The organism is Acidovorax sp. YS12, assembly GCA_021496925.1.
Classification (GTDB): Bacteria; Pseudomonadota; Gammaproteobacteria; order Burkholderiales; family Burkholderiaceae_C; genus Paenacidovorax.
The window spans coordinates 2,153,035-2,175,707 of record CP053915.1 but is presented as its reverse complement, the minus strand read 5'-3'; the positions used below and the strand labels follow the sequence as shown (position 1 = coordinate 2,175,707).

At 70.2% G+C, this 22,673-nt stretch carries 22 protein-coding genes and 1 tRNA gene; 13 read left to right on the top strand and 10 right to left on the bottom strand.

Going from position 1 to position 22,673, the window contains the following annotated elements; translation table 11 throughout:
• The first annotated feature begins 3 nt into the window (after positions 1 to 3).
• On the top strand, positions 4 to 363 hold the full coding sequence (arsC, locus tag YS110_09960) for an arsenate reductase (glutaredoxin) (protein UJB65048.1): 360 nt from the start codon (positions 4 to 6) through the stop codon (positions 361 to 363).
• A 55-nt stretch (positions 364 to 418) separates the two neighbouring features.
• Positions 419 to 1,921 carry a Do family serine endopeptidase gene (locus YS110_09955; GenBank protein UJB65047.1) on the top strand — a complete coding sequence of 501 codons (1,503 nt, stop codon included), beginning with the start codon at positions 419 to 421 and terminating at the stop codon, positions 1,919 to 1,921.
• Positions 1,922 to 2,033: 112 nt separating this feature from the next.
• Here the strand turns inward: YS110_09955 and YS110_09950 are convergent, their stop codons facing one another.
• Positions 2,034 to 2,921, bottom strand: a complete 888-nt coding sequence (locus tag YS110_09950; GenBank protein UJB65046.1) for a response regulator transcription factor — start codon at positions 2,919 to 2,921, stop codon at positions 2,034 to 2,036.
• Between the two features lie 201 nt (positions 2,922 to 3,122).
• Between YS110_09950 and YS110_09945 the strand changes: the two genes are divergently transcribed.
• The 7 genes from YS110_09945 to YS110_09915 all read left to right on the top strand — a co-directional run bounded on the left by YS110_09945 (position 3,123) and on the right by YS110_09915 (position 7,529).
• On the top strand, positions 3,123 to 3,629 hold the full coding sequence (locus tag YS110_09945; protein UJB65045.1) for a hypothetical protein: 507 nt from the start codon (positions 3,123 to 3,125) through the stop codon (positions 3,627 to 3,629).
• A 23-nt stretch (positions 3,630 to 3,652) separates the two neighbouring features.
• Positions 3,653 to 4,051 (top strand): hypothetical protein, encoded by a 399-nt coding sequence (locus YS110_09940; GenBank protein ID UJB65044.1) that lies wholly within the window; start codon positions 3,653 to 3,655, stop codon positions 4,049 to 4,051.
• Positions 4,052 to 4,249: 198 nt separating this feature from the next.
• On the top strand, positions 4,250 to 4,906 hold the full coding sequence (locus YS110_09935; GenBank protein ID UJB65043.1) for a response regulator transcription factor: 657 nt from the start codon (positions 4,250 to 4,252) through the stop codon (positions 4,904 to 4,906).
• On the top strand, positions 4,903 to 6,321 hold the full coding sequence (locus YS110_09930) for a sensor histidine kinase N-terminal domain-containing protein (GenBank protein ID UJB65042.1): 1,419 nt from the start codon (positions 4,903 to 4,905) through the stop codon (positions 6,319 to 6,321). Before YS110_09935 ends, YS110_09930 begins: the two co-directional genes overlap by 4 nt.
• A gap of 298 nt (positions 6,322 to 6,619) precedes the next feature.
• A complete protein-coding gene (locus tag YS110_09925; protein UJB65041.1) occupies positions 6,620 to 6,838 on the top strand; it encodes a hypothetical protein in 219 nt (72 codons plus the stop codon).
• A gap of 33 nt (positions 6,839 to 6,871) precedes the next feature.
• The gene (infA, locus tag YS110_09920) at positions 6,872 to 7,135 is read left to right on the top strand and encodes a translation initiation factor IF-1 (protein ID UJB65040.1); all 264 of its coding nucleotides are present in this window, start codon (positions 6,872 to 6,874) and stop codon (positions 7,133 to 7,135) included.
• A 79-nt stretch (positions 7,136 to 7,214) separates the two neighbouring features.
• On the top strand, positions 7,215 to 7,529 hold the full coding sequence (locus YS110_09915; GenBank protein UJB67413.1) for an RNA-binding protein: 315 nt from the start codon (positions 7,215 to 7,217) through the stop codon (positions 7,527 to 7,529).
• A 202-nt stretch (positions 7,530 to 7,731) separates the two neighbouring features.
• Here YS110_09915 and YS110_09910 read toward each other — a convergent pair.
• From YS110_09910 to YS110_09880, 7 genes are all read right to left on the bottom strand, one after another.
• Positions 7,732 to 7,806 (bottom strand) — tRNA-Arg (locus YS110_09910).
• 100 nt (positions 7,807 to 7,906) lie between these two features.
• Complete coding sequence (locus tag YS110_09905; protein UJB65039.1) at positions 7,907 to 11,905, bottom strand: translocation/assembly module TamB domain-containing protein; 3,999 nt, start codon at positions 11,903 to 11,905, stop codon at positions 7,907 to 7,909.
• Positions 11,906 to 11,962: 57 nt separating this feature from the next.
• Positions 11,963 to 13,867 carry an outer membrane protein assembly factor gene (locus YS110_09900; protein ID UJB65038.1) on the bottom strand — a complete coding sequence of 635 codons (1,905 nt, stop codon included), beginning with the start codon at positions 13,865 to 13,867 and terminating at the stop codon, positions 11,963 to 11,965.
• A 5-nt stretch (positions 13,868 to 13,872) separates the two neighbouring features.
• Complete coding sequence (locus YS110_09895) at positions 13,873 to 15,060, bottom strand: VWA domain-containing protein (protein ID UJB65037.1); 1,188 nt, start codon at positions 15,058 to 15,060, stop codon at positions 13,873 to 13,875.
• 29 nt (positions 15,061 to 15,089) lie between these two features.
• Positions 15,090 to 15,692: a GNAT family N-acetyltransferase gene (locus tag YS110_09890; protein ID UJB65036.1), complete on the bottom strand. Its 603-nt coding sequence runs from the start codon at positions 15,690 to 15,692 to the stop codon at positions 15,090 to 15,092.
• A gap of 2 nt (positions 15,693 to 15,694) precedes the next feature.
• Entirely contained in the window at positions 15,695 to 15,928 is a 234-nt protein-coding gene (locus tag YS110_09885; GenBank protein UJB65035.1) for a hypothetical protein, read from the bottom strand.
• Between the two features lie 21 nt (positions 15,929 to 15,949).
• Positions 15,950 to 16,792, bottom strand: coding sequence for a MoxR family ATPase (locus YS110_09880; protein UJB65034.1), 843 nt, complete (start codon positions 16,790 to 16,792; stop codon positions 15,950 to 15,952).
• Between the two features lie 106 nt (positions 16,793 to 16,898).
• Between YS110_09880 and YS110_09875 the strand changes: the two genes are divergently transcribed.
• Together YS110_09875 and YS110_09870 are read left to right on the top strand one after the other, a co-directional pair.
• Entirely contained in the window at positions 16,899 to 17,561 is a 663-nt protein-coding gene (locus tag YS110_09875) for a c-type cytochrome (protein ID UJB65033.1), read from the top strand.
• Positions 17,562 to 17,938: 377 nt separating this feature from the next.
• Positions 17,939 to 18,784, top strand: coding sequence for a universal stress protein (locus tag YS110_09870; GenBank protein UJB65032.1), 846 nt, complete (start codon positions 17,939 to 17,941; stop codon positions 18,782 to 18,784).
• Positions 18,785 to 18,799: 15 nt separating this feature from the next.
• Here the strand turns inward: YS110_09870 and YS110_09865 are convergent, their stop codons facing one another.
• Together YS110_09865 and kefC are read right to left on the bottom strand one after the other, a co-directional pair.
• The gene (locus YS110_09865) at positions 18,800 to 19,234 is read right to left on the bottom strand and encodes a DUF1841 family protein (GenBank protein UJB65031.1); all 435 of its coding nucleotides are present in this window, start codon (positions 19,232 to 19,234) and stop codon (positions 18,800 to 18,802) included.
• A 32-nt stretch (positions 19,235 to 19,266) separates the two neighbouring features.
• Positions 19,267 to 21,087 carry a glutathione-regulated potassium-efflux system protein KefC gene (gene kefC / locus YS110_09860; GenBank protein ID UJB65030.1) on the bottom strand — a complete coding sequence of 607 codons (1,821 nt, stop codon included), beginning with the start codon at positions 21,085 to 21,087 and terminating at the stop codon, positions 19,267 to 19,269.
• Positions 21,088 to 21,278: 191 nt separating this feature from the next.
• Between kefC and YS110_09855 the strand changes: the two genes are divergently transcribed.
• Together YS110_09855 and YS110_09850 are read left to right on the top strand one after the other, a co-directional pair.
• A complete protein-coding gene (locus YS110_09855) occupies positions 21,279 to 21,917 on the top strand; it encodes a LysE family transporter (GenBank protein UJB65029.1) in 639 nt (212 codons plus the stop codon).
• A gap of 82 nt (positions 21,918 to 21,999) precedes the next feature.
• Complete coding sequence (locus YS110_09850) at positions 22,000 to 22,617, top strand: ParA family protein (GenBank protein ID UJB65028.1); 618 nt, start codon at positions 22,000 to 22,002, stop codon at positions 22,615 to 22,617.
• Positions 22,618 to 22,673 lie beyond the last annotated feature (56 nt).

The window sequence follows — 22,673 nt, the reverse complement described above, 5'->3', positions numbered from 1 at the left end:
CGCATGAGCGACATCACCATCTACCATAACGCCCGCTGCAGCAATTCGCGCGGCGCCCTGGCCTTGCTGCGCGAGCGCGGCCTGGAGCCCATCGTCATCGACTACATCAAGGAACCGCTGGACGTGGCGCAGCTCACGGCGCTGGTCGCGCGCCTGGGGGTGCCGGTGCGCGAACTGCTGCGTACCAAGGAGGCGGCGTACCAGGCGCTCGACCTGGGCAACCCGCGGCATGGCGACGCGCATCTGCTCGAAGCAGTGGCGCGCCACCCGGAACTGCTGAACCGGCCCATCGTCGTGACGCCCCGGGGCGCGCGCCTGTGCCGGCCGCCGGAGCGGGTGCTGGAACTCTTAAGCGCCACCTAAGTTCTCGCGCCCACACTGCCTTTCCATCGGCACAACGGTTTTGGAAAGGCACACCATGAACACTCTTCTTTCTTCCCCCCGGCGGCTGGTCGTGGCCCTGGTGGCCGCGGGGGCCTTGGGCGCCACGGGCGCGGGCCTCATCACTGCCCGGGAGGTGCGCGCGCAGGCCGGCATGCCAGCGGCGGTTGCGCCTGCGCCCGCGCCTGCATTGGCTCCCGCCTCCCTGCCGGATTTCTCGCAGATCACGGCGCGCTATGGCGCGGCGGTGGTCAACATCAGCGTTAGCGGCATGCGCAAGGCATCCGATGCCGAGGAGGATGACGGCGCCGCCGCGCAGCGCCCGCGCGGCATCGACCCTGACGACCCTTTCTATGAATTCTTCCGCCGCTTCGGCATGCCCGGCATGGGCGCGCCTGGCGCGCGCGCCCTGCCCATGCGCGGGCAGGGCTCCGGGTTCATCATCGACCCGAGCGGCATCGTCCTGACCAATGCCCACGTGGTCAAGGGCGCCAGCAGCGTCACCGTCAAGCTGACCGACCGGCGCGAGTTCCAGGCCCAGGTGCTCGGCGCCGACCCGAAGACGGACATCGCCGTCCTGAAGATCGACGCGCAGAACCTGCCCACGGTGAAGCTGGGCAGCTCGCGCGACCTGCAGGTGGGCGAGTGGGTGCTGGCCATCGGCTCGCCTTTCGGTTTTGAGAACACGGTGACGGCCGGGGTGGTCAGCGCCAAGGGGCGCTCGCTGCCCGACGACAGCTACGTGCCCTTCATCCAGACCGACGCGGCCGTCAACCCCGGCAACTCGGGCGGCCCGCTGTTCAATGCGCGTGGCGAAGTGGTGGGCATCAACGCCCAGATCTACTCCCGCTCCGGCGGGTTCCAGGGGCTGTCGTTCGCCATACCGATCGAGGTGGCGTCCAAGGTGGGGCAGCAGATCCGCACCACTGGCCAGGCCAGCCATGCCCGCCTTGGCGTCGCCGTGCAGGAGGTGAACCAGGCCCTGGCGGACTCGTTCAAGCTGCCCCGCCCCGAGGGGGCGCTGGTGGCCAGCGTGGAGCGCGGCGGCCCGGCCGACCAGGCGGGCCTGCAGGTGGGCGACGTGATCCGCAGCGTGGATGGCCAGCCCGTAGTGGCGTCGGGCGATTTGCCTGCGATCGTGGGGCAGGCGGCGCCCGGGCAAAAGGTGCAGGTTGGTATCTGGCGCCAGGGCCAGGCCCAGACGCTGGCCGCCACGCTCGGGAACGCCAGCGACAAGGCAGCCCAGGTCGCCCAGGTCGAAGGGGCTGTGGGCAAGGGCCAACTGGGGCTGTCGTTGCGCCCGCTGGCCCCGGAGGAGGCCCGCGCCGCTGGCGTGGACAAGGGCCTGTTGATCGAGGACGCGCGCGGCCCGGCGGCGCTGGCCGGGGTGCAGGGCGGCGACGTGCTGCTGGCCATCAACGGCACGCCGGTGCAGGGCATGGCCCAGGTGCGCGCGGCCATGGCCAGGTCCGGCAAGTCGGTGGCGCTGCTGATCGCGCGCGATGGCGACAAGATCTTCGTGCCCGTGCGCCTGGGGTGAGCGCTTTTATACGGGTTTGCATTCAACCGTATAACGAGGCGGGAAGCCGCAGACAGTGCTGTAGCACGGCAAGGCGAACCAACGACGTTAGACGGTTGAAGGCAAATCCGTATTAGGGTTGCAGACAGGAAGCCAACTGTGCCTTGCTGCTGATATCCAGCTTCTGGTAGGTGGCGGCCAGGTGGTTGCGCACCGTCGATGGCGACAGCGCCAGGTGCTTGGCGATCTCCTTGCGCGTGCGTCCCTGGGCGAAGTGGGTGGCGATTTCGCGCTCGCGTGCCGTGAGCTGGTCGGCCGCGCAGCGCGGGCGCATGTGCAGCAGCCACCAGCCGTCCGCCTGGGTGCTGTGGGTGGTGGTGCGCGCGCCCACGTAGCGGCCCTTGCCGTGGCGCAATTGCGCCTGCAGTTCGGGCGGTAGTTGCGGCCCGCGCCACGCGGGCCATTCGCGCAGCAGGTGCTCGACGAAGCGCGGCGAGGACGCTTGCAGCACCCCATGGCGGTCGCACACGGCGGCCTGCATTTCCTGGGCCAGCGTGGGGCGCGCCAGGCGCCATGCATGCAGCATGCGGTTGACGCGCCATGTCTCGCACAGGTGCGGAACCAGGGATTGCTGCAACAGCCGCTCTGGTTCGGAAAAGGGCTGTTGCGCATCGCTGCGGTACAGCGAAATCAGTTCGCTGAGGCGGCTGATCGGGTTGTATTGCACGGTGGCCAGGATATGGGCAATGCGGTACTGCGCGCAAAGAGCCGCCAGCGGCGGTGCCAGCCCGGCGGTGGCGCAAGCCAAGGTGCGGCCCGGCGTGGCGAAGACCTGCTGGGTGAATTCCAGGCGGCCTTCGCATTGTTCATAGGCAGTCAGCACCTGGGGAGATACGTCAATGAACTTCACGCTGTGAAACTGGTGTTGGCCTTCAGCCAGGGTGCCCGAAATCCACGCTGCTGCATCGAAAGGCACGATGGCGCGCACGGCGTTCAGCGCCCATTGCTGAAAAGTGTCCATCGGCTGTTCGCGGGAACCTTGGTACAAGGCGAAAAGCAGTTGGCTCACACACTCGATGTCCATGGCAGGGGGCCTCGGTTCCTGTGGGGAAAGGCATGTTACATCTCGATGCGACCATGTCGAATAGTACCTTTGTCCCATGCCGCGCCGGTGGGGGCAGCCAGATACTGCCTGCGTCTCAACACATACACAGGAGCGGACATGCGCAGAATTTCCTTCATTGCCGCCACCGGCCTTGCGCTGGTGCTGGCGGCCTGCGGCGGCGGTGGCAGCAGCGACAGTCCCCCGGCGCAGCCACCCGCCGGGGGCGGTGGCACCACGCAGGCGGTGCTGCCGTCGGCGGGCACATACCCTATCCATATTGGGGGAAACAATTTCGGCTACCTGGACCTGGCGGCGGATGGCAGCTATGCCAGCAATATCTTCCGCGCGGGAAGCAAGGGAGGCGGGGTCTTCACGCGCAAGGGCCAACTGAAACAGGTCACCCCGCCAGCGGCCGTGCGTTCAGCCCCGGGTATTGGCAATGATCCCCAGAGCTACGCCTTCTCCTTCTGGGGCATGGTGACCCTGGAGCAACCCGTCTATGACGGAGGTAGTCAGGCCGATTTCTACCTGGCCTACCGCCCGCGCATGGGAACGGCCGCGGAAGTGAAATGGCTGGTGCGGCAAACGCCCCAAGGGCCGACGGAGAGTTATTCGCTGGACTAGCCCAGCCAATGGAGGATTGATCCATGCACAAACCAAACCACTTCATCCGGCCCGCGCTGGCACTGGGCCTGGCGGCGCTCTGCCATGGCCTTGCCGCGCAAGGCATCCAGCCGCGCCAGGCCGAAGCCGTGCAGCCGCGCTATGCGGAGGCGGTACAGCCGCGCTACGCGGAATCGGTGCAACCGCGCTACGCCGAGGCGGTTCAACCCCGCCATGCCGAGGCGGTGCAGCAGCGCAGGGCCGAGACCTTGCAGCGGCGCGCTCCGGCCGCCGCGCCCTCCTATCCGCAGAGGGGCGGGGCGCCTGCCCCTGTGAATCCGCAGGCCGCCGCGCTTCAGTCGCAATGGCGCAGCAACGTTTCGTGCCTCGGCATGGCCGCGGCGAACAGCGACGTGCGCTGCGTACCCCGCTACGGCTACTGAGAGCCTGAGAGTCTTTTGTCCATGCCCGCCTTGCGCGCCAAAGCACCCCGGCTCGTCGTTGCAAATGCGCGCCATAGCCCGAGCTATGGCTGTGCTTTGCGCCTAGATCCGGGGTGTTTTGACGCACCTTTCGGGCAAGGCCAAAAAACTCCCAGGCTCTGAGGCGCCGGGCCATGGCGAGGGCGCTATGCTCCCGCCATGCGCCTGCTGCTCGTGGAAGACGACCCGATGATCGGCGAAGCCGTGCGCGATCTGCTGCGCGCCGAACGCTACGCCGTGGACTGGGCCACCGATGGCGACATGGCGGACGCCGCTCTGAGCACCCAGGCCTACGATCTCGTGCTGCTCGACCTGGGCCTGCCGCGCCGTGATGGCCTGGCGGTGCTGCGCGCCCTGCGGGCACGCAAGGACCGCACGCCGGTCCTGATCGCCACGGCGCGCGACGGCGTGGCCCAGCGCGTGCAGGGGCTCGACGCCGGGGCCGACGACTATGTGCTCAAGCCCTATGACCTGGAGGAGCTGCTGGCGCGTATCCGAGCGCTGCTGCGCCGTGCCGCCGGGCGCGCCGAGCCGGTGTACGAACACCAGGGCGTGTCCGTCACGCCGGCCACGCGCGAGGTGCGGGTGCAGGGCCGGCCCGTGGCGCTGTCGGCGCGCGAGTGGGCGGTGCTGGAGGCGCTGATCGCCCGCCCCGGCTCCGTGCTGTCGCGCCAGCAACTGGAAGACAAGCTCTACGGCTGGGGCGGCGAGATCAGCAGCAACGCCGTGGAGGTCTACATCCACGGCCTGCGCAAGAAGCTGGGGGCGCACCTGGTGCTCAATGTGCGCGGCCTGGGCTACATGGTGCCGCGATGAAGCCGCCGCGCTGGCCGACCTCGCTGCGCTGGCGGCTGCTGGCGCTGCTTTTCACGGCTGTGCTGTGCACCGCACTGGCGCAGGCCACGCTGGCATACCGCAGCGCCCTGGCCGAGGCCGATGCGCTGTTCGACCACCAGATGCAGCAAACCGCGTTTGCCTTGCGCGCCGGCCTGCCGCCCGACGCCCAGGCCTGGGGTGGCGGCCCGCGCGCCGAGTACCAGAACGACGAATTCATCGTGCAGGTATGGACGAACGAAGGCCTGCGCATCTTCGAGTCCGCCGTGGGGACGGCACTGCCGCAACTGGCGGTGCTGGGCTTCACCAACGTGCAGGTGCGCGGCGCCACCTACCGCGTTTTTTCGCTGCAGACGCGGGCGCAGGTCATCCAGGTGGCGCATGACATGGCCGCGCGCAGGGCCATGGCGCGGGCCCTGGCGCTGCGTTCGCTGCTGCCGCTGGCCGTGATGGCGCCGCTGCTGGCGCTGTGGGTGTGGTGGACGGTGCGCCATCTGCTGGCACCCGTGGAGCGGGTGCGCCGCCAGATCGCGCGGCGCCAGGCCGACGACCTGGGCGCGGTCAGCGAGACGCACCTGCCCGACGAAGTGCAGCCCCTGGTGCGGGAGCTGAACCTGCTGCTGGCGCGCGTGCGCAGCGCCTTCGAGGCGCAGCAGCATTTCGTGGCCGATGCTGCGCATGAACTGCGTTCCCCGCTGGCCGCGCTCAAGCTGCAGGTGCAGGGCCTGCGCCGCGCGCCCGACGACGCCGCGCGCCAGCAGGCCGTGGCGCGCCTGGATGCCGGCCTGGACCGTGCCACGCGCCTGGTCGAGCAACTGCTGGTGCTGGCGCGGCAGGAGGCCAGCGCCGCCGCCGGGCCGGCCCTGGTGCCGGTGGACTGCGACGCGCTGGTGCGCCAGGCGCTGGCCGATGCGGCGCCGGGGGCGCAGGCGCGTGGCATCGACCTGGGCTTGGCGCCCGCGTGCGCCGCCGATGGCGCCGCGGCTTGGGCGGCGGGGCTGCCCGAGGCCTTGCGCATCCTGCTGCGCAACCTGCTGGACAACGCGGTCAAATACACCCCCGCGGGCGGGCGCGTCGATGCCGGATGGCGCGCCGTGCCGGGCGGTGTGGAGCTGTGGGTGGAGGACAGCGGCCCGGGCATTCCCGCCGCCGAGCGGGCGCGCGTACTGGATCGCTTTTACCGTGCGCCGGAGTCCGTCCAGGGCACGCAGGGCAGCGGCCTGGGCCTGGCCATCGTGCAGGCCATTGCCCGGCGGCATGGCGCGGCGCTGACGCTGGAAGACGCGTCGCATCTAGGGGGGCTGCGCGCGGCGTTGACGCTGCAGGCGTCTGCTGGTCCGGTTGGTCCGACTTGCATGGACGTTTCGTGCAGTGTTGCTGAAGGCGTTCAACCGTGAGGGCGTCTTTATTGACTCGGTTGAAATTTTGCCGTAGCACGCGTATAATATACCCACGCATTGCCTCATGCCCGCCTCTGCAATGCTTGTCTGACAATACCTGGGTCGTATCGGCCATCATGTAGCCCCCCACTTCAACCCCGAAGTGCATCGGCAGTCACTCCCACAGTACCACGGCGAGCTTTCCGCAAGTCCGTCACCTCCATTCCCGGGTTTGCTCTACTCCTACAGCCATTGCCGTAGGGCTCTTTCACCCATTCCCGATGGTTTGCGCTGATCGCATGCCATCCACTCTCCAATGCATAAAAAACAAAGCGCCGAGCGCGTTGGCAACTACGTTGTCACGCCGCTCGCCAAGCCCATGGAGCACGGTATGTTTGCTGCTTCGGTTTCCATTCGCCGCGGTGTATATGACCGGATCTTCAAGTTCATCCCGTGTTTTGCCAGCCACAAGCAGGCGGCGCAATACGCCCTGGCCGAGGGGCGCAGCATGGTGCTGCAGAACCAACTGGGCTGATTTTTCGACCCTCAACACCATCTAAGGAGATTCGTGTCCAAAGAAGACCTGATTGAAATGCAAGGGAAGGTCGATGAAGTGCTTCCCGACACCCGTTACCGCGTGACGCTTGAAAACGGCCACCAGCTTGTTGCCTACGCTGGCGGAAAGATGCGCAAGCACCGCATCAGGGTTCTCGCCGGAGATCGTGTGACATTGGAAATGTCTCCATACGACCTCAACAAAGGGCGCATCACGTTCCGGCATATCGAGAGCCGCTCTGGCGGCGCCAATGCCGCCCAGCGCCGCCGCCGCTGAGCGTCCTATTACCCCCTCCCCTTTCCCATACCTGGCTGTAGCCCCCGGGGTGCAGTTATCCAACTCCAGAAAGTACATGATGAACAACAAGCTTTATGTGGGCAACCTTGCCTATTCCGTGACCAATGAATCGTTGATTCAATTTTTCTCTCAGTTCGGTTCGGTGACCAGCGCAAAGGTCATGACCGACCGGGAGACCGGGCGCTCCAAGGGTTTCGGCTTTGTCGAGATGGACACTGAAGCGCAGGCCAAGTCTGCGATTGATGGTGCCCATGGCAGGACGATCGATGGACGCGCATTGACGGTCAACATCGCTCGCCCGATGGAGCCTCGGCCGAGTTTTGGCGGTGGTGGCGCAAACCGAGACGGCTACCGGGGCGGTGGGCGCTACTGAGGTTGTCTTTGCCCAGAAGCGCCGGAGTGCTTCTGGCGGATCGAATTTGCTGCAAGTGCTTGCCGGCATGGGGACTGGCCGGGAACCGAACGCTTAGCTGAATTTTTGCGCGCGCAGGTTTTAGGGTGCATCGCCCCAGGGCCAAGGCACCGCGCCAAAAAGAAAAAGGCCGCACGTTCTTGGAACTGTGCGGCCTTCAATGTGGTCCCCCCGACAGGAATCGAACCTGTATCTAGCGCTTAGGAGGCACTCGTTCTATCCATTGAACTACGGGGAGGCAGGCCGAGCATTGTAAGGGTTTGGCAGGATGCGCCAATTGCTCTGCTTCCAATAGCTGCTCGCGCTTGTCCAGATTGCCCTGCGGCCTGTTTTGACCATCAGTCGTAGCGCACCGTATAGACCAGATCGAGCGCGCTTACCAGGCCCGTTTGCCCGCGCAGCGTGAGGCGGCGCGACAGGTCGTAGAACAGGTACAGCGTGCCGAGCGTGCCCGAGAGGCTGTGTTCGTAGGTCACGTACAGCGCCGACGAAATGCGCTTGCCCAGGGTCAGCGCGGCGGCGCTGGCGTCCTCGCCCTGGCGCGGGCCCTTGATGCCGATTTCGTCCAGCCCCAGGCTGCGCGAGAGGCCGCCCGTGCCCCCGCCCTGGCGGCCCAGCACGGCGAGCGCGGCCTGCTGCAGCAGGGCGGCTTCGCTGCCGCCGCTGGCAGCGCTGTGGCCCAGCACCACCCAGGAGAGTTTTTCGGCGTCGGGCAGGTCCGGGTCGGCATACAGGCGCACGCGCGGCGCCTGGGCCGAGCCGGTGACCTGCACGCCCGCGCGCACCGAGATATTGGGGCGGATGGCCAGGATGTCGAGCGCCGGGTTGTCGTAGGGTCCGTTGAAGCGCACCAGGCCGTTCTCCACGTCCAGCGCCTGGCCCCAGGCGCGGTAGCGGCCTTCGTCGGTGCGGATTTCGCCGGTCACGCGCGGCTGGCCGCCGGTGGCGGCGCTGGCTCGGATCTCCAGCGTGCCGGTCAGCCGCGTGGTGATGCCCTGGCCCTGCAGGGCGAAGTCGTCGCCCAGGTTTAGGGTGACGGCGATGTCGGGCGGCCGCGCCGCCTGTACGCTGGGGCCCCCGTCCGGGGCGGTGGTTGCGTCGTCCCGGCGCGCGCGGCTGCGCACCACCACGTCGTTGCCCAGGCGCGGGGCGCTGCTGTCGGGCAGGAGGATGGCGGCGCGGTCGGTGGTGAGCTGGCCGCGTAGCGTGAACTGGCCCTGCGCCAGCCGTGCCTGCAGCGGGCCTGAGATGCTGACCTGCCGGTCCGCGCGCACCTGCACCTGCAGGCGCTCGGCCTGGGCGCGCAGGTCCATGCTGATGCCCTCGGCGGCGCTGGCGCCGGCGGCGGGCGGGCGCCAGCGCACCACGCCGCTGGCGGTGAGCAGGCCGCCGTCCTGCGGCGCCTCGGTGCGGTTGCCGCTGCGCCCCAGGATGCGCGCGGCGTTGCCCTTGCCGCCGGCCACGCGCAGCTCGTCGATGGTGAGCTGCGTGCCATCGAGCGTGGCGCGCAGGCGGCCGTCTTTCAGGTCCACGCCGTCGATGACCGAGCGCAGCGCGAACTGCTCGGCCCCCAACTGCCCGTGCCAGCGCGGATCGGCGCGCGTGCCCGACAGTTGCACGTTGGCGTCCAGCGTGCCCTGCACGCGCCAGCCGGGCGGCGCAATGGCCGACCACACGCCCAGCTCGGGCAACTGGGCCTTCACGCTGGCAGCCAGCGGTGCGTTCTCGGGCCAGCGCGCCTCGTTCCAGCGCCCGGCGGGGATCTGCAGGGTGCTGCTGCCCTCGGCCTGCAGGCGCCCGGCGCGCGCGCTGTCCCACAGCACGGCGGCGCGCAGGCGCTCGCCCTGGAGCTCCAGCTCCACCTGCGCCGCCTGCAGGCCGGCCGGGGCGCCGGGCTGCTTGCCCAGCGTGGCGGGCGCGTTGCCGCTGCTGCGCACGGTGGTGGTGCCGGCGCTGTCGATGGCCAGCAGGCGCAGCTCGCCGCTGGCGCGGCGCAGCGTGGCGCGGGCGCGCAGGGTGTCCAGGGCCTCCACGTCCCAGCTGCCTTCGAGCACCACGTTGCCGGCCAGGCCCGTGCGCTCCAGCAGCGCGGGCTGGCGCGTGTCGAAGGCGTCGGCCCAGGCCAGCGGCAGGCCGTGCAGCGCGCCACGTGTCTGCAGGCGCATGGCGCCCTGGGGGGACTGGCTCCACTGCGCGGCCTGCCACTCCAGCTGGGCCTGGCCGGGCAGCGGGCCGGTGATCCGGGCCTGCCCGGCCGAGGCTTCCAGCGCCAGGCCGTTGCGCGGGTGCTGGCGCAGCGTCAGCGCCAGCGGCTGGGCCAGTTGCACAGCCCAGGGGCCGGGCCGGGCGCCGTCGCGCGCCTGGGCCTGGAATTCGCTCAGCTGCAGGCCCCAGGCGCCCGCGCCCTGGTGCCCGCCCTGGGCGCGGGCGTGCAGCTGCAGTTGCTGCGCGCCGCTGCGCAAGCGGCCATCGAGGCTGGCTTGCAGCTGGGGCAGCGAGCCGGAGAGTTGGGCGCGCAGGTCGTGCAGTTGCAGGTCGACGGCGGCCTGTCCGGCGCTGGCGGGCTGGGCCAGCGTGAGCTGCGGGGCGGCCAGTTCGGCCTGCAGGGTGAAGGCGCCGGGGGCGCCCGCCTCGGGCGGCGTGGCGACCAGGCCGGCGCTGTGCAACTGGCGCTGCAGGCCCTCCCAGCCGCCGCTCCAGCGTGCGTCCAGGCGGGCCTGGCCTTGCAGGCGCGCGCCGGGCAGCAGCGTGCCCAGGCCGGGCAGGGCGGCCAGCCAGTCGCGCGTGCGCTGCGGCGTGTCGAGCTGCACGCGCGCCTCGCCCGTGCCGGCGCGCGGCCCGAGGCGGCCCTGCACCTGGGCGCTGGCGCCGGGCACGGTGAGCTGCAGGGTGCCGTCGAAGGCGCGCGCGGCGGTGTCGATGCGCAGGTTGCGGCCCTCGGCCTGGGCCTGCAGGGCCTGCACCTGCAGTTGCTGCAGCTGCAGCACGGGGGCTTGCCAGCGGCCTTCGGCGCGCACCTGGTCGATGCGCAGGGCCTGGGCGCTGTGCGTGGCCTTCTCGCCCCGCAGGTCGATGTGGAATTGCACGGCGGCGTCGCTGCCCTGGCGCGCGCTCAGGCGGCCTTGCACGGGCTGGCGGTCCAGGGTGCTGTAGAGGTCGCCGGGGCGCAGGCCGCGCACCTCGGCCTGGCCTTCGAGCGCCTGGGTGGCGGGCGTGTAGCGGCCTTGCAGGGTGATGCTGCCGTCGCCCAGGCGGGCCTCGGCGGTGGAAAGGCGCCAGTGCGTGCCGTCGAAGCGCGCCTGCGCGTCGAGCGCGGCCAGCGGCAGGCGCTGGGTGTCCCAGGGGCCGGGCTGGCCGTTGGTGATCTGTGCGCCGGCATACCAGCCGTCGCTGTCCTGCCCGGCGCCGAAGTCCCCGGTGAGCTGCGTGGCGGGGGCCTGGGGCCACAGCGCGGCCAGGTTCACGTTGGCCAGGCGGCCTTCGGCCTTGCGCAGCGGCTGCGCCGCCCAGGGCGCGACGCTGGCCAGCACGCGGGCGCGCACGTCCGCCAGCGGGGCGGCGCTGGCATCGGGCTGCAATTCGGCCTGGACGTGCAGCAGCGCATCGGCGCCGTCCAGCCGCCCCTGGATGGCGGCTTGGGCCGCGATGCGTAGCGCCTCGCCGGTGTGGCCGGGGGGCGTGGTGTCGATCTGGCCTTGCAGCGTGGCGCCGAACTGCATGGGCGCGGCGCCGTCCAGCGTGGCGCTGGCGCTGTAGCGGCCCTGCGCCAGTTCCAGCCGCGCCAGCGTGGCGTGGTGCTGGCGGCCGTCGTAGCGGTAGCTGGCCTCGATGTGGCGCAGCACCACGGGCGTGGCGGCGGCCCAGGTCAGTTCGTCGATGCGCAGGGCGGGCAGGGTGATGCGCAGCGGCAGTTCCAGCCCGGCCAGCGGCTGCGGCGGCTCGGTGCTGGGCGGGCCCAGGGGCGTGAGCTGCACGCTGGCGGCCGAGAGCTCGCCCAGCTGCAGCGTGCGCTGCAGCAGCGGGCGCAGGCGCCAGCCCAGCGTGGCGTCGCGCACCTCGACGGCGAGCGTGGGGCTGCTCCAGCGCAGCCAGCCGATGCGCCCGCCCGCGCGCAGCGAGCCGGTGACCTCGCGGCTCTCCAGCTGCTGGCCTGCGGGCAGGTACTGCGCCGCGCGCTGCAGCGCCGTGGCGAGCGAATCGGCGGTGCCGAGCCACCACCAGGCGCCGCCCAGCGCGAGCAGCGCTAGGCCGAGCAGGCTGCCCGCCAGCCAGGCCAGGACGCGGGCGATGCGCCGTGCGCGCGGGCGGGGGACGGGAGAAGGAGGCGCTGTCGTCATGCTTCAAAAAAAGGAGCTGCTTGCGCTTGCTGCATAAGCGTTGGAGGCCGATTTTTCTTAAAAACTGAAGCCCAGGCGCAGGTGCAGGCGCAGGCGCTTGTCCTGCACGCCCCAGGCCAAGTCGGTCTGCAGCGGGCCCACGGGGCTGTTCCAGCGCAGGCCCGCGCCCACGCCGACCTTGGCCTGGATGCTGCCCAGGTCGTCGGTCACGGCGCCGGCGTCGATGAACACGGCGCTCTCCCAGTGCGTCAGGTCGCCCCGGATGGCGATGGGGCGCTGCCACTCGGCGCTGGCCACGCCCATGTAGCGCCCTCCGTAGAGCGTGCCGCTGCTGGTGGCCGCGCCGATGGCGCGGTAGCCGTAGCCGCGCACCGTGGTGTCGCCGCCGGTGATGAACAGCTGGCTGGCGGGCACGGCCGCGTCGGCGCGGGCCAGCACCGCGCCGCCCTCGGCGCGCAGGGCCAGGCGGGCGTTGCGCTGCACGGCGCCGCTATCGGTGCCCGCGCCCACCGGCACCTTGCCCAGCGCAATGAACGACTGCCAGCGCACCCGTGTGCGCACGAAGGGCTCGCGCTGGCCGCGCAGCGTGGTGCCCACGCCCAGCTCCAGGCCCAGGCCGTAGCCGCGCGTGGGGCTGTTGTTGTTGTTGAAGTAGCGCGCGGTCCAGCCGAAGTTGGCGCTCAGCGCGCCGCTGGAGTCGGGCGCGTCGATGCCGTGGGGCGTGGCGCTGTCGTACTGCAGGTAGTAGTTGCGGTCGATGTGGCCCAGGGTCTGGCTCGTGCCGCCGCGCAGCTGCACGCTGTTGACGTCGTAGCTGCCCATGACTTCGCGCTTGACCTGGCCGGCGCCGAACCAGCGCCAGCTGTCGTCGTCGGGCAGCGAGACCCATTCGCTGTCGAGCGACTGGGTTTCGCGGTCCAGCGAGGCCTTGGTGGTGGCGCGCCAGCCGAGCCAGGGCAGGCGGTTGTGGATGTGGTTGGCCGACAGGCGCGCGCCGCTGTCGGTGGAGATGCCGGCGCCGAACACCAGCTTGTGCAGCTTGGCCTCGCTCACCTGGGCGATGACGGGCGTGGCCTCGGGCGGGCCGTTCTCGGTGTCGAGCGTGAGGAACACGGTGTCGTAGTAGCCGCTGCTGGCCAGGCGCTGCTGGGCGTCGAGCAGCTCGGCCTCGGAGTAGCCGGCGCCCGTGGGCAGCCGGGCGATGCGGCGCGCGCCGTCGGGGTCGTAGCGCTCGCTGCCGCGCAGCTGCAGCGGGCCGAAGCGGTAGGCCGGGCCGGTGTCGTAGGTCACGTCCAGCGCCGCCTGGGCGGTGTCGGGGTCGATGTCGGCGCGGCTGTCGGCCAGCCGGGCCGTGGGGTAGTCGCGCTCCTGCAGGCGGCGCAGGCCCTGGGTCTTGGCGTTGTCCCAGGCATTCTGGGTGAAGGTCTGGCCGGGCTGCAGCGGCCAGTTGCGCTCCACGCGCGACTGGCGCCGGCTGAACTCGCCGGCCTGCGCGCCGCTGCCGGTGAAGCCGATGTGCGCGCTGGCCACCGTGGTCTGCGGGCCGGGCTCCACCGCCACGTGCACGGTGCGCGGGGCGGCCGAGCCCTCGGGCGCGGCCCGGCTTTCGATGGTGATGTCGGGGCTGAAGTAGCCCTGGGTGCCCAGCAGCGCGCGCACGTCGGCGTCGGCGGCCACCAGCAGGCGCGAGAGTTCGCTCGGCTGCAGGTCGCCCAGGTGGGTGTAGCGGCGCAGCTCCATGTGCTGCTCCAGCAGCTCGCGCAGGCCGTCGGGCGCCTGCACCTGCAGCGCGAAGGCCGGGGCGTCGGGGGCGGGGGCGGCTGCGGGAGCCTCCTCCTGCGGGGCGCTGGGCAGCAGGCTGCAGCCGCAGAGGAACAGGCTGGCAGCCAGCAGCGGGAGCAGGGGGCGAAGCAAAAAATGCAACGCCGACCGGAAGGTCGGCGTTGGGCGCGAACGTGGCATGGGCGCTATTTTGACAAAAGCCGCATGGTTTCTTCGAGGCCCTTGAGTGACAAAGGGTACATGCGCTGGCCCATGAGCTGCTGGATGATGCCGATGCTCTGGCGGTACTGCCACACGCCCTGCGGCTCGGGGTTGATCCAGGCGAACTTGGGGAAGGCGTGCGTGAGGCGCTGCAGCCACTCGGCGCCGGGCTCCTCGTTGTTGTATTCCACGCTGCCGCCGGGCTGCAGGATCTCGTAGGGGCTCATGGTCGCGTCGCCGACGAAGATCAGCTTGTAGTCCTTGTTGTACTTGCGGATGATGTCCCAGGTCGGGAACTTCTCGGCGAAGCGGCGGCGGTTGTTCTTCCACATGAAGTCGTACACGCAGTTGTGGAAGTAGTAGAACTCCAGGTGCTTGAACTCGCTCTTGACGGCGGAGAACAGCTCCTCCACGCGCTGGATGTGGTCGTCCATGGTGCCGCCCACGTCCATGAGCAGCAGTACCTTCACGTTGTTGTGGCGCTCGGGCACCATCTTGATGTCGAGCCAGCCGGCGTTGGCGGCCGTGCTGCGGATGGTGTCCGGCAGGTCCAGCTCCAGCGCGTTGCCCTCGCGCGCGAACTTGCGCAGGCGGCGCAGCGCCACCTTGATGTTGCGCGTGCCCAGCTCCTGGGTGTCGTCGTAGTCGCGGTAGGCGCGCTGCTCCCACACCTTGACGGCGCTGCGGTTCTTGCTGGCGCCGCCGATGCGCACGCCCTGCGGGTTGTAGCCGCCGTGGCCGAAGGGGCTGGTGCCGCCGGTGCCGATCCACTTGTTGCCGCCCTCGTGGCGGCCCTTCTGCTCCTCCAGGCGCTTCTTGAGCGTCTCCATCAGCTCGTCCCAGCCCATCTTCTCGATGGCGGCCTTCTGCTCGGGCGTCAGCTCGCGCTCCAGCATCTTGCGCAGCCAGTCGGCCGGGACTTCCTTGGTGAAGTCGGTCACCAGCTCCACGCCCTTGAAGTAGGCGGCGAAGGCGCGGTCGAACTTGTCGAAGTGCTTCTCGTCCTTCACCAGCGCGGTGCGCGCGAGGTAGTAGAAGTCGTCCAGGCTCCAGGCGTCGTCGGAGTGGGGGCCGACCACGCCCGCCTGCAGGGCTTCGAGCAGCGAGAGGAACTCCTTGACCGAGACCGGCAGCCTGGCCGCGCGCAGGGTGTAGAAAAAGTCGATCAGCATGGTTTATGCATGTTTTTGGCCTCCAGGGCTTATCCAGCAAGCGCTGCAAGCTCCTGAAGGTATAGCAACTGGGCGCGCGCCTCGGGCCATTCGCCGCTGCGCATGCTGTACATCACGGTGTCGCGGATGGTGCCGTCGCGGCGCAGCGCGTGGCCGCGGATCACGCCGTCCTTCCTGGCGCCCAGGCGCTCGATGGCGCGCTGGCTGGCGAAGTTGAAGTTGTCGGTGCGCCAGCCCACCACGTGGCAGCCCAGCGTGTCGAAGGCGTGGCCCATCATCAGCAGCTTGGCCGTGGTGTTCACGTGCGTGCGCTGTGAGCCCAGCGCGTACCAGGTGTAGCCGATCTCCACGCGGCGCACGGCGGGCAGGATGTCGTGGAAGCTCGTGGAGCCGAGCACGCGGTCCGTGGCGTCCTCCACCACGGCAAAGGCAAAGCGGTGGCCCTCGGCGCGCATCTGCAGCGCGGTCTCGATGTAGGCGCGCGTTTCCTGCGGCGCGGGCACCGAGGTGATGCGCAGGCGCCACAGCGCGCCATCGGCGGCGGCGGCGGCCAGGCCCGCCTCGTGTCCGGGCGCCAGCGGCTCCAGGCGCACGCCGTTGGCGCGCAGGGTGACGGGTTCCACGAAAGCCATGCTCAAGACTCCTTGTCGTTGGTGGTAAATGCCGCGCGCGCACGGCGCGCCAGGTGCCGCCCCAGGCCGCAGCCCAGGCCCACGAGCAGGATGCCCGTGATGCTGGCGCCGTCGTAGCCTTCGGCGAAGATGTCCAGCCCCAGCATGCGGCCGATGCCGTAGCCCGCCAGGGCGCCGCCCAGGAAGCCCGCGGCGTCGGTCACGCCCTCCAGCAGCAGTTGCCGGGTGCTTGTCATGGCAGGTTCTTTCGCATGTTCTCAGCGGTTGCGCTGGTTCATGAACACCAGCTTCTCGAACAGGCTCACGTCCTGCTCGTTCTTCAGCAGCGCGCCCACCAGCGGCGGCACGGCCACCTTGTTGTCGGCGCTCTGCAGCGCTTCGAGCGGGATCTCCTCGGCCAGGAGCAGCTTGAGCCAGTCGATGAGTTCGCTGGTCGAGGGCTTCTTCTTCAGGCCCGGCAGGTTGCGGATGTCGTAGAAGTTCTTCATCGCCACGGTGAGCAGCTCGCTCTTGAGCGTGGGGAAGTGCACGTCGACGATTTTCTTCATCGTCTCGGCCTCGGGGAACTTGATGTAGTGGAAGAAGCAGCGGCGCAGGAAGGCGTCGGGCAGCTCCTTCTCGTTGTTCGAGGTGATGAACACCAGCGGGCGGTGCTTGGCGCGGATCATCTCGTGCGTCTCGTAGCAGTAGAACTCCATGCGGTCGAGTTCGCGCAGCAGGTCGTTGGGGAATTCGATGTCGGCCTTGTCGATCTCGTCGATCAGCAGCGCCACCGGCCTGTCGGCCGTGAACGCCTGCCACAGCACGCCCTTGACGATGTAGTTCTGGATGTCCTTGACCTTCTCGTCGCCCAGTTGCGAATCGCGCAGGCGGCTCACCGCGTCGTACTCGTACAGGCCCTGCTGCGCCTTGGTGGTGGACTTGATGTGCCACTGCAAGAGCGGCATGCCCAGCGCCTGCGCCACCTCCTCGGCCAGCATGGTCTTGCCCGTGCCGGGCTCGCCCTTGACCAGCAACGGGCGCTGCAGCTTGATGGCCGCGTTCACGGCCAGCATCAAATCCTGGGTGGCAACGTAATTCTGGGAACCTTGGAATTTCATGGATTGCGCAACGGGTGGAATATTGATAAAAGTGCTTGACAAGCGTCTTTGGCAATTGCCGACGGTTTTTGCCAGGGCAACCGATCCACCTGATTGTGCGCGCAAAATGACCAAAACCTGGACCATCCTCGCTGGCTTGTCGGTCGCATGGGCGACGGGCGCTCTTCACGCGGCAGAGATTCAAGGCGACCCCGGCGCGGGCGCGCGGAAAAACGCCCAGTGCATCGGCTGCCACGGCATACCGGGCTACCGCGCGACCTTCCCGCAGGTGCACCAGGTGCCCATGATCTCCGGCCAGGGCGCGGGCTACATCGCCGCCGCGCTGCACGCCTACAAGAAGGGCGAGCGCAAGCATCCCACCATGCGCGGCGTGGCCGAGTCGCTGTCGGACCAGGACATCGCCGACCTGGCCGCGTACTACCAGCAAAGCGGCGCCGCCAGTGCCGCCGCGCCGCAGCCGGCGCCCGCACCCACGCCCGATGTGGCGGCGCTGCTGCAAAAGGGCGGCTGCGTGGCCTGCCACGGCGCCAACTTCGCCCAGCCGCTGGACCCGGCCTACCCCAAGCTCGCGGGCCAGCACGCGGACTACCTGTTCGTCGCGCTCAAGGCGTACAAGGGCGAGGGCCGGGCCACCCTCATCGGCCGCAGCAACGGCATCATGGCGGGCGTGGCGCAGCAGTTCTCGAACGCCGAACTCCAGGCGCTGGCCGGCTACATGGGCGCGCTCGACGGCGGCCTGCGTACGGTGCCCGAGCCGCGCTTTCGCTGACGCGGTGCGGCGTGGCGCGGCGCGGCGGCAATCCGGCACGGCCCGGTGCGGTATTGTGGCCAAAAAGTGAGTACGGGCTTACAGTTCGCTCCATGCGTTTCATGGTCTCCACCCCTTGCGTGCGTATGGCGCGGCTGGCTTCCGCCGCGGCCCGCAGCGCGCGCGTCCTGCGCCGGATCGGGGTCTTGGCGCCGGCGTCACCGGCGGCGCATCCCTGCGCCCGGCGGCCGCTCCTCGCCGTCTCCTGCGGCTGAGCGTCACCCAGCCGCCGCCGGGCTGGGCCGTGGCCTTTGCCGCCCGGCATCTTGTGGGGGTGACGCGCGCCCCGGCACCCCTGTGGTGCCGCTTCCCCTTGCCCTGCCCGGAGACCATTCCCGATGCGCCTGCACACCGTTGTCGCCCTGACTGATTTTTCCACCGCCGCCGAACATGCCGTGGACCGCGCCGCCCAGCTGGCGGCGGCGCACCAGGCACGCCTGCACCTTTTGTACGCCGCGCAGCACCATGACCCGCGCTTCGCCGATCCGCAGGCGCGGCTGGAGCAGCGCGCGCGCCAGCTCGGCCGCCGCCATGGCCTGCCGGTCACGGCCTTGCACGGCGCGGGCCGGGGCGTGGCTGCCGACGCGCTGCAGGCCGCCGCGCAGGCCGACCTGCTGGTGCTCGACCGGCGCATGCAGCCAGGCTGGCATGCCTGGTGGCGGCCCTGCGTGCTGGCGCGGCTGCTGCGCCGCGCGCCCTGCCCGGTGCTGGTGGTGCAGCAGCCCGCGCAGGGCGCGTACGGCCATGTGCTGGTGGCGCTGGATGCCGCCCCCGCCGTGCCCGCGCTGCTGCGCTATGCCGGGGCGCTGGAGGCGTCGGCGCGCGTGGAGCTGTTCCACGCCTGCCCGGTGCGCGAGCCCTGCGATGCCACGCTGGCCTACCGCAGCCAGGAGCAGCGGCGCGTGCGCCTGTCCGACGCCTTCGAGGCGCGGCGCAACCGCGTGGACCTGCGCGTGGGCGCGCAGGACCTGGCGCGCCAGCTGGTGGTGCAGCAGGAGCGCGCGGGGGCCGACCTGATCGTGCTGGGCCACCGCCGCCGTGGCGTCCTGGCCGAGGCCCTGCGGGGCGCTGTGGCGCGGCGCCTGCTGCGGGGCGCACGCTGCGACGTGCTGGTGGTGCCGCACGACGGCGCGGGCCCGCCGCGGGAGCGCGGCCGGGCCGTGGCGGCGCCCGGGTGGGGGTAGCGCTGTGCGCCGTGGTCAGTCGCGCGTGGCGCGGCGCTGCACGGCGGCCACGTAGGCATCGCCATCGGGCGGGCGGCCCGAGCGCTGGCTCTCCCACAGCATCTGGCCCAGGCATTCCATGGCGGCGTGGTGCGCGTCGTGCAGCGCGCCGAGCCGCCGCGACAGCAGCTCCACCGCCTGGCGGATGCCGCGCGGCTGGTCGATGCTGCACTGCTCGCTGATGGACAGGTGCATCGACAGGTGCAGGAAGGGGTTGGTGCGCCCGGGCTCGGCGTCGTAGTCGCGCGCCAGCGCCGCATCCAGGTCGGACAGCTCGGCGTGGTATTCGGGGTGCTCGGCGATCCACAGGCTGGCCAGGGTCTCGATGGCTTCCATCGGCTGGTCGGCCTGGGCCTTGGCGTGCACGGCGCAGAAAAAACGCCGCACGTCGGCTTGGGTGGGGTTGAACATAGGGCGCCCAGCGTAGCACGCGGGCGGTGCCGTCAGGAGGGTGGCGGCGCCTGCTGCTCCTGGCGCTCCTTGGCCATCTGCTCGACGAGCTGCTGGCGGCCCTGCCGGGCCACGGCGATGAACTTCTCGCGGTTTCCGTGGTACGGGTACATGCGCTCGATGAGCGCGGTGTTGTGGCTGCGAAAGCGCTGCGTCACGCGCTGCGCCTCGTCATGGTCCAGGCCCATGCTTTCGAGCACGCTGCGCGCGCTGCACAGGCTGGACTCGAACAGCTCGCGCTCGATGTGCGCCACGCCCAGGTCGCGCAACTGGTTCCAGTGCGTGATGTCGCGCGCCCGCGCCACGATGGTGAGGTGCGGGAAATGCTTGCGCGCCATCTGCACGATCTTCAGCGACTGCTCGGGCGCATCCACCGCCACCACCAGGATGCGCGCCTGCTGCGCGCCCGCGATGCGCAGCAGGTTCAGCCGCGTGGCGTCGCCGTAGTGCACGCGGTAGCCGAAGGTGCGCGCGGCTTCCAGCATTTCCACGCTGTGGTCCAGCACCGTGGTGGGAATGCCCTGGGCCAGCAGCACGCGCGCCACGATCTGCCCGTAGCGCCCGAAGCCGGCGATGATGACCGGCGCCTCCTGCGGCTCGGACAGCTCGGGCTCCGCGCTCGCGGCGGGCTGCGCGGCGAAGCGGCGCAGCAGCACGCGGTCGAGCAGCACCAGCAGCAGCGGCGACAGCAGCATGGACAGCGCCACCGCGCCCGTCAGCAGCGAGGCCGTGGCGCGGGTGAGCACCTGTTCGGTGGCGGCGGTCTGGAACACCACGAAGGCGAACTCGCCCCCCTGCGCCAGCAGCAGCGTGAAAATGGGCCGCTCCTGGCGCGTGATGCCCGCGCCCCAGGCCAGCGCGTAGATCACCACCGCCTTCAGCGCCAGGAAGCCCAGCACCAGCAGCGCCATCAGTCCCGGCGCGCGCAGCAGCGCGCCGAAGTCGATCGACATGCCCACGGCCATGAAGAACAGGCCGAGCAGCAGGCCCTTGAAGGGCTCGATGTCGCTCTCCAGCTCGCGCCGGTACTCGCTGTCGGCCAGCAGCACGCCGGCCAGGAAGGCGCCCAGCGCCATCGACAGGCCGACCTGCACCATCAGCATGGCGATGCCCACCACCAGCAGCAGCGCCGCGGCGGTGAAGATCTCGGGCGTGCGGCTTTGCGCGATCCAGCGCAGCACCGGGCGCAGCAGCAGGTGCCCGCCGAGCACGATGGCGCCCACCACGCCCACGGTCTTGAGGGCCTGCAGCAGCGCGTGGCCGGCCTCGGGGTGCGTGCCGGCGGCGCCCGCCACGCCGCCCAGCAGCGGCAGCAGCGCCAGGATGGGGATGGCGGCGATGTCCTGGAACAGCAGGATGGAGAACGTGGCCTGGCCGCTGCCCGAGCGCATCTGCCCGCGTTCGGCCAGCACCTGCAGCGCGATGGCCGTGGACGACAGCGCCAGGCCCAGCGCCCCCACCAGGCTCTCGCGCCAGGGCAGGCCCGCCAGCCACCCGGCGCCGTACAGCACGGCGGCGCAGCCCGCGAGCTGGGCGCTGCCCAGCCCGAGGATGGGGCGGTGCAGGCTCCACAGGCGCTGCGGCTGCAGCTCCAGCCCCACCAGGAACAGCATCAGCACCACGCCGAACTCGGAGAATTCGAGAATGCTCTGCACGTCGCTCACCAGCCCCAGCCCCCACGGCCCGATGGCGATGCCTGCCGCGAGGTAGCCGATGATGGCGCCCAGGCCCAGCGCCCGCGCAATGGGCACGGCCAGCACGGCCGCGGTCAGGTACAGGAAACCATAGGTGAGCCAGGTCGGTGCGTGGGCCATGGGGAGTGCGGGAGAGAGAGGCGGTGGCATTGTGGCACCGGCCCCCATGCAACGTGCCGCGGGGCCCATTGGTTGACTGCGGCGCTATCGTTTGAATAGCTGCTGGCGCCTGATCCGTGGGCGCCAGGGGCGCTTTTGGCATACCATCCTGCCCTTGCCCATTCTTCGCCTGCCCGGCGCTGCGTTTTGCCATGGACCTGCATACCTGGATCGCCTTCTTCGCCGCCTGTTGCCTGATCGCCATTTCGCCGGGGTCGGGCGCGGTGCTGTCCATGAGCCACGGCCTGTCGTTCGGCGTGCGCCGCACCAGCGCCACCATCCTGGGGCTGCAGCTCGGGCTGCTGCTCATCCTGCTGGTGGCCGGGGCGGGCGTGGGCTCGCTGCTGCTGGCGTCGGAGACGGCGTTCTCCCTCGTCAAGGTGCTGGGCGCGTGCTACCTCATCTACCTGGGCTGGATGCAATGGCGCGCCGGCGGCGCCGCGCCGCTGCTGGGCGAGCAGGCCGAGCCGGCCGGGTCGTGGCAAAAGCGCTGCCTCACCGGCTTCCTGACCAATGCCACCAACCCCAAGGGCATCATCTTCATGGTGGCCGTGCTGCCGCAGTTCATGACCGAGGCGCGCCCGCTGTGGCTGCAACTGCTGGTGATGGCCGCCACCATGCTGAGCGTGGATGTGGTAGTGATGCACGGCTACGCCGCAGGGGCCAGCGCCATGCGCCGCCTGCTGCGCAGCGCCCAGGCCGTGCGCACGCAGAACCGCGTGTTCGGCGGCCTGCTCATGGCTGTGGGCGCGGGGCTGTTCTTCGTCAAGCGCGGCGGCGAACATGCTTGAATCTTGATAGCGCCTGGCGCTTGCTGCGCGTGCGCTGGAGGCCGTTTTGGCCATGAACAGGTGAATTCCAAAGGAGGTCGATATGCCGGTGGTCGTGGTGGCCAATCCCAAAGGCGGCGTGGGCAAGTCCACGCTGGCGACGAACATCGCTGGCTACTGGGCCAGCCAGGGGCATGCGGTGATGCTCGGCGACGCCGACCGCCAGCAGTCCTCGCGCCTGTGGCTGTCGCTGCGGCCCGAGAACGTGCGCGCCATCGGCACCTGGGACATCCACAGCGACTTCATCGCCAAGCCGCCGCGCGGCACCACGCACGTCGTCATCGACACGCCCGGCGGGCTCAACGGCTGGCGCATGGGCGACCTGCTGAAGATCGCCGACAAGCTCGTGGTGCCCCTGCAGCCCAGCGTGTTCGACATCTTCTCGACGCGCAGCTTCCTCGACGAACTGGCCACCCAGCGCAAGGGCCACGCGCTGCAGGTGGGCCTGGTGGGCATGCGCGTGGACCGGCGCACCCTGGCCGCCGAGAAGCTGCAGCAGTTCATGGAGGAGCAGGGCCTGCCCGTGCTCGGCACGCTGCGCCCGACGCAGAACTACGTGCACCTGGCCGCGCATGGCCTGACGCTGTTCGACCTGGCGCCGGGCCGCGTGGCGCGCGACCTGGAGCAGTGGCAGGGCATCACCGCCTGGCTCGACGCCTAGGACGTAACGTCGCCGGCTATCGCAAGGATAGCGCGTCCATGCGGGTTTGTGCGGGG

What these genes read in the sequence shown, in the direction of transcription:
- arsC (UJB65048.1), top strand. Translation starts at nt 4, where the DNA reads ATGAGCGACATCACCATCTACCATAACGCCCGCTGCAGCAATTCGCGC.
- YS110_09955 (UJB65047.1), top strand. Translation starts at nt 419, where the DNA reads ATGAACACTCTTCTTTCTTCCCCCCGGCGGCTGGTCGTGGCCCTGGTG.
- YS110_09950 (UJB65046.1), bottom strand. Translation starts at nt 2,921, where the DNA reads ATGGACACTTTTCAGCAATGGGCGCTGAACGCCGTGCGCGCCATCGTG.
- YS110_09945 (UJB65045.1), top strand. Translation starts at nt 3,123, where the DNA reads ATGCGCAGAATTTCCTTCATTGCCGCCACCGGCCTTGCGCTGGTGCTG.
- YS110_09940 (UJB65044.1), top strand. Translation starts at nt 3,653, where the DNA reads ATGCACAAACCAAACCACTTCATCCGGCCCGCGCTGGCACTGGGCCTG.
- YS110_09935 (UJB65043.1), top strand. Translation starts at nt 4,250, where the DNA reads ATGCGCCTGCTGCTCGTGGAAGACGACCCGATGATCGGCGAAGCCGTG.
- YS110_09930 (UJB65042.1), top strand. Translation starts at nt 4,903, where the DNA reads ATGAAGCCGCCGCGCTGGCCGACCTCGCTGCGCTGGCGGCTGCTGGCG.
- YS110_09925 (UJB65041.1), top strand. Translation starts at nt 6,620, where the DNA reads ATGCATAAAAAACAAAGCGCCGAGCGCGTTGGCAACTACGTTGTCACG.
- YS110_09915 (UJB67413.1), top strand. Translation starts at nt 7,215, where the DNA reads ATGAACAACAAGCTTTATGTGGGCAACCTTGCCTATTCCGTGACCAAT.
- YS110_09905 (UJB65039.1), bottom strand. Translation starts at nt 11,905, where the DNA reads ATGACGACAGCGCCTCCTTCTCCCGTCCCCCGCCCGCGCGCACGGCGC.
- YS110_09900 (UJB65038.1), bottom strand. Translation starts at nt 13,867, where the DNA reads ATGCCACGTTCGCGCCCAACGCCGACCTTCCGGTCGGCGTTGCATTTT.
- YS110_09895 (UJB65037.1), bottom strand. Translation starts at nt 15,060, where the DNA reads ATGCTGATCGACTTTTTCTACACCCTGCGCGCGGCCAGGCTGCCGGTC.
- YS110_09890 (UJB65036.1), bottom strand. Translation starts at nt 15,692, where the DNA reads ATGGCTTTCGTGGAACCCGTCACCCTGCGCGCCAACGGCGTGCGCCTG.
- YS110_09885 (UJB65035.1), bottom strand. Translation starts at nt 15,928, where the DNA reads ATGACAAGCACCCGGCAACTGCTGCTGGAGGGCGTGACCGACGCCGCG.
- YS110_09880 (UJB65034.1), bottom strand. Translation starts at nt 16,792, where the DNA reads ATGAAATTCCAAGGTTCCCAGAATTACGTTGCCACCCAGGATTTGATG.
- YS110_09875 (UJB65033.1), top strand. Translation starts at nt 16,899, where the DNA reads ATGACCAAAACCTGGACCATCCTCGCTGGCTTGTCGGTCGCATGGGCG.
- YS110_09870 (UJB65032.1), top strand. Translation starts at nt 17,939, where the DNA reads ATGCGCCTGCACACCGTTGTCGCCCTGACTGATTTTTCCACCGCCGCC.
- YS110_09865 (UJB65031.1), bottom strand. Translation starts at nt 19,234, where the DNA reads ATGTTCAACCCCACCCAAGCCGACGTGCGGCGTTTTTTCTGCGCCGTG.
- kefC (UJB65030.1), bottom strand. Translation starts at nt 21,087, where the DNA reads ATGGCCCACGCACCGACCTGGCTCACCTATGGTTTCCTGTACCTGACC.
- YS110_09855 (UJB65029.1), top strand. Translation starts at nt 21,279, where the DNA reads ATGGACCTGCATACCTGGATCGCCTTCTTCGCCGCCTGTTGCCTGATC.
- YS110_09850 (UJB65028.1), top strand. Translation starts at nt 22,000, where the DNA reads ATGCCGGTGGTCGTGGTGGCCAATCCCAAAGGCGGCGTGGGCAAGTCC.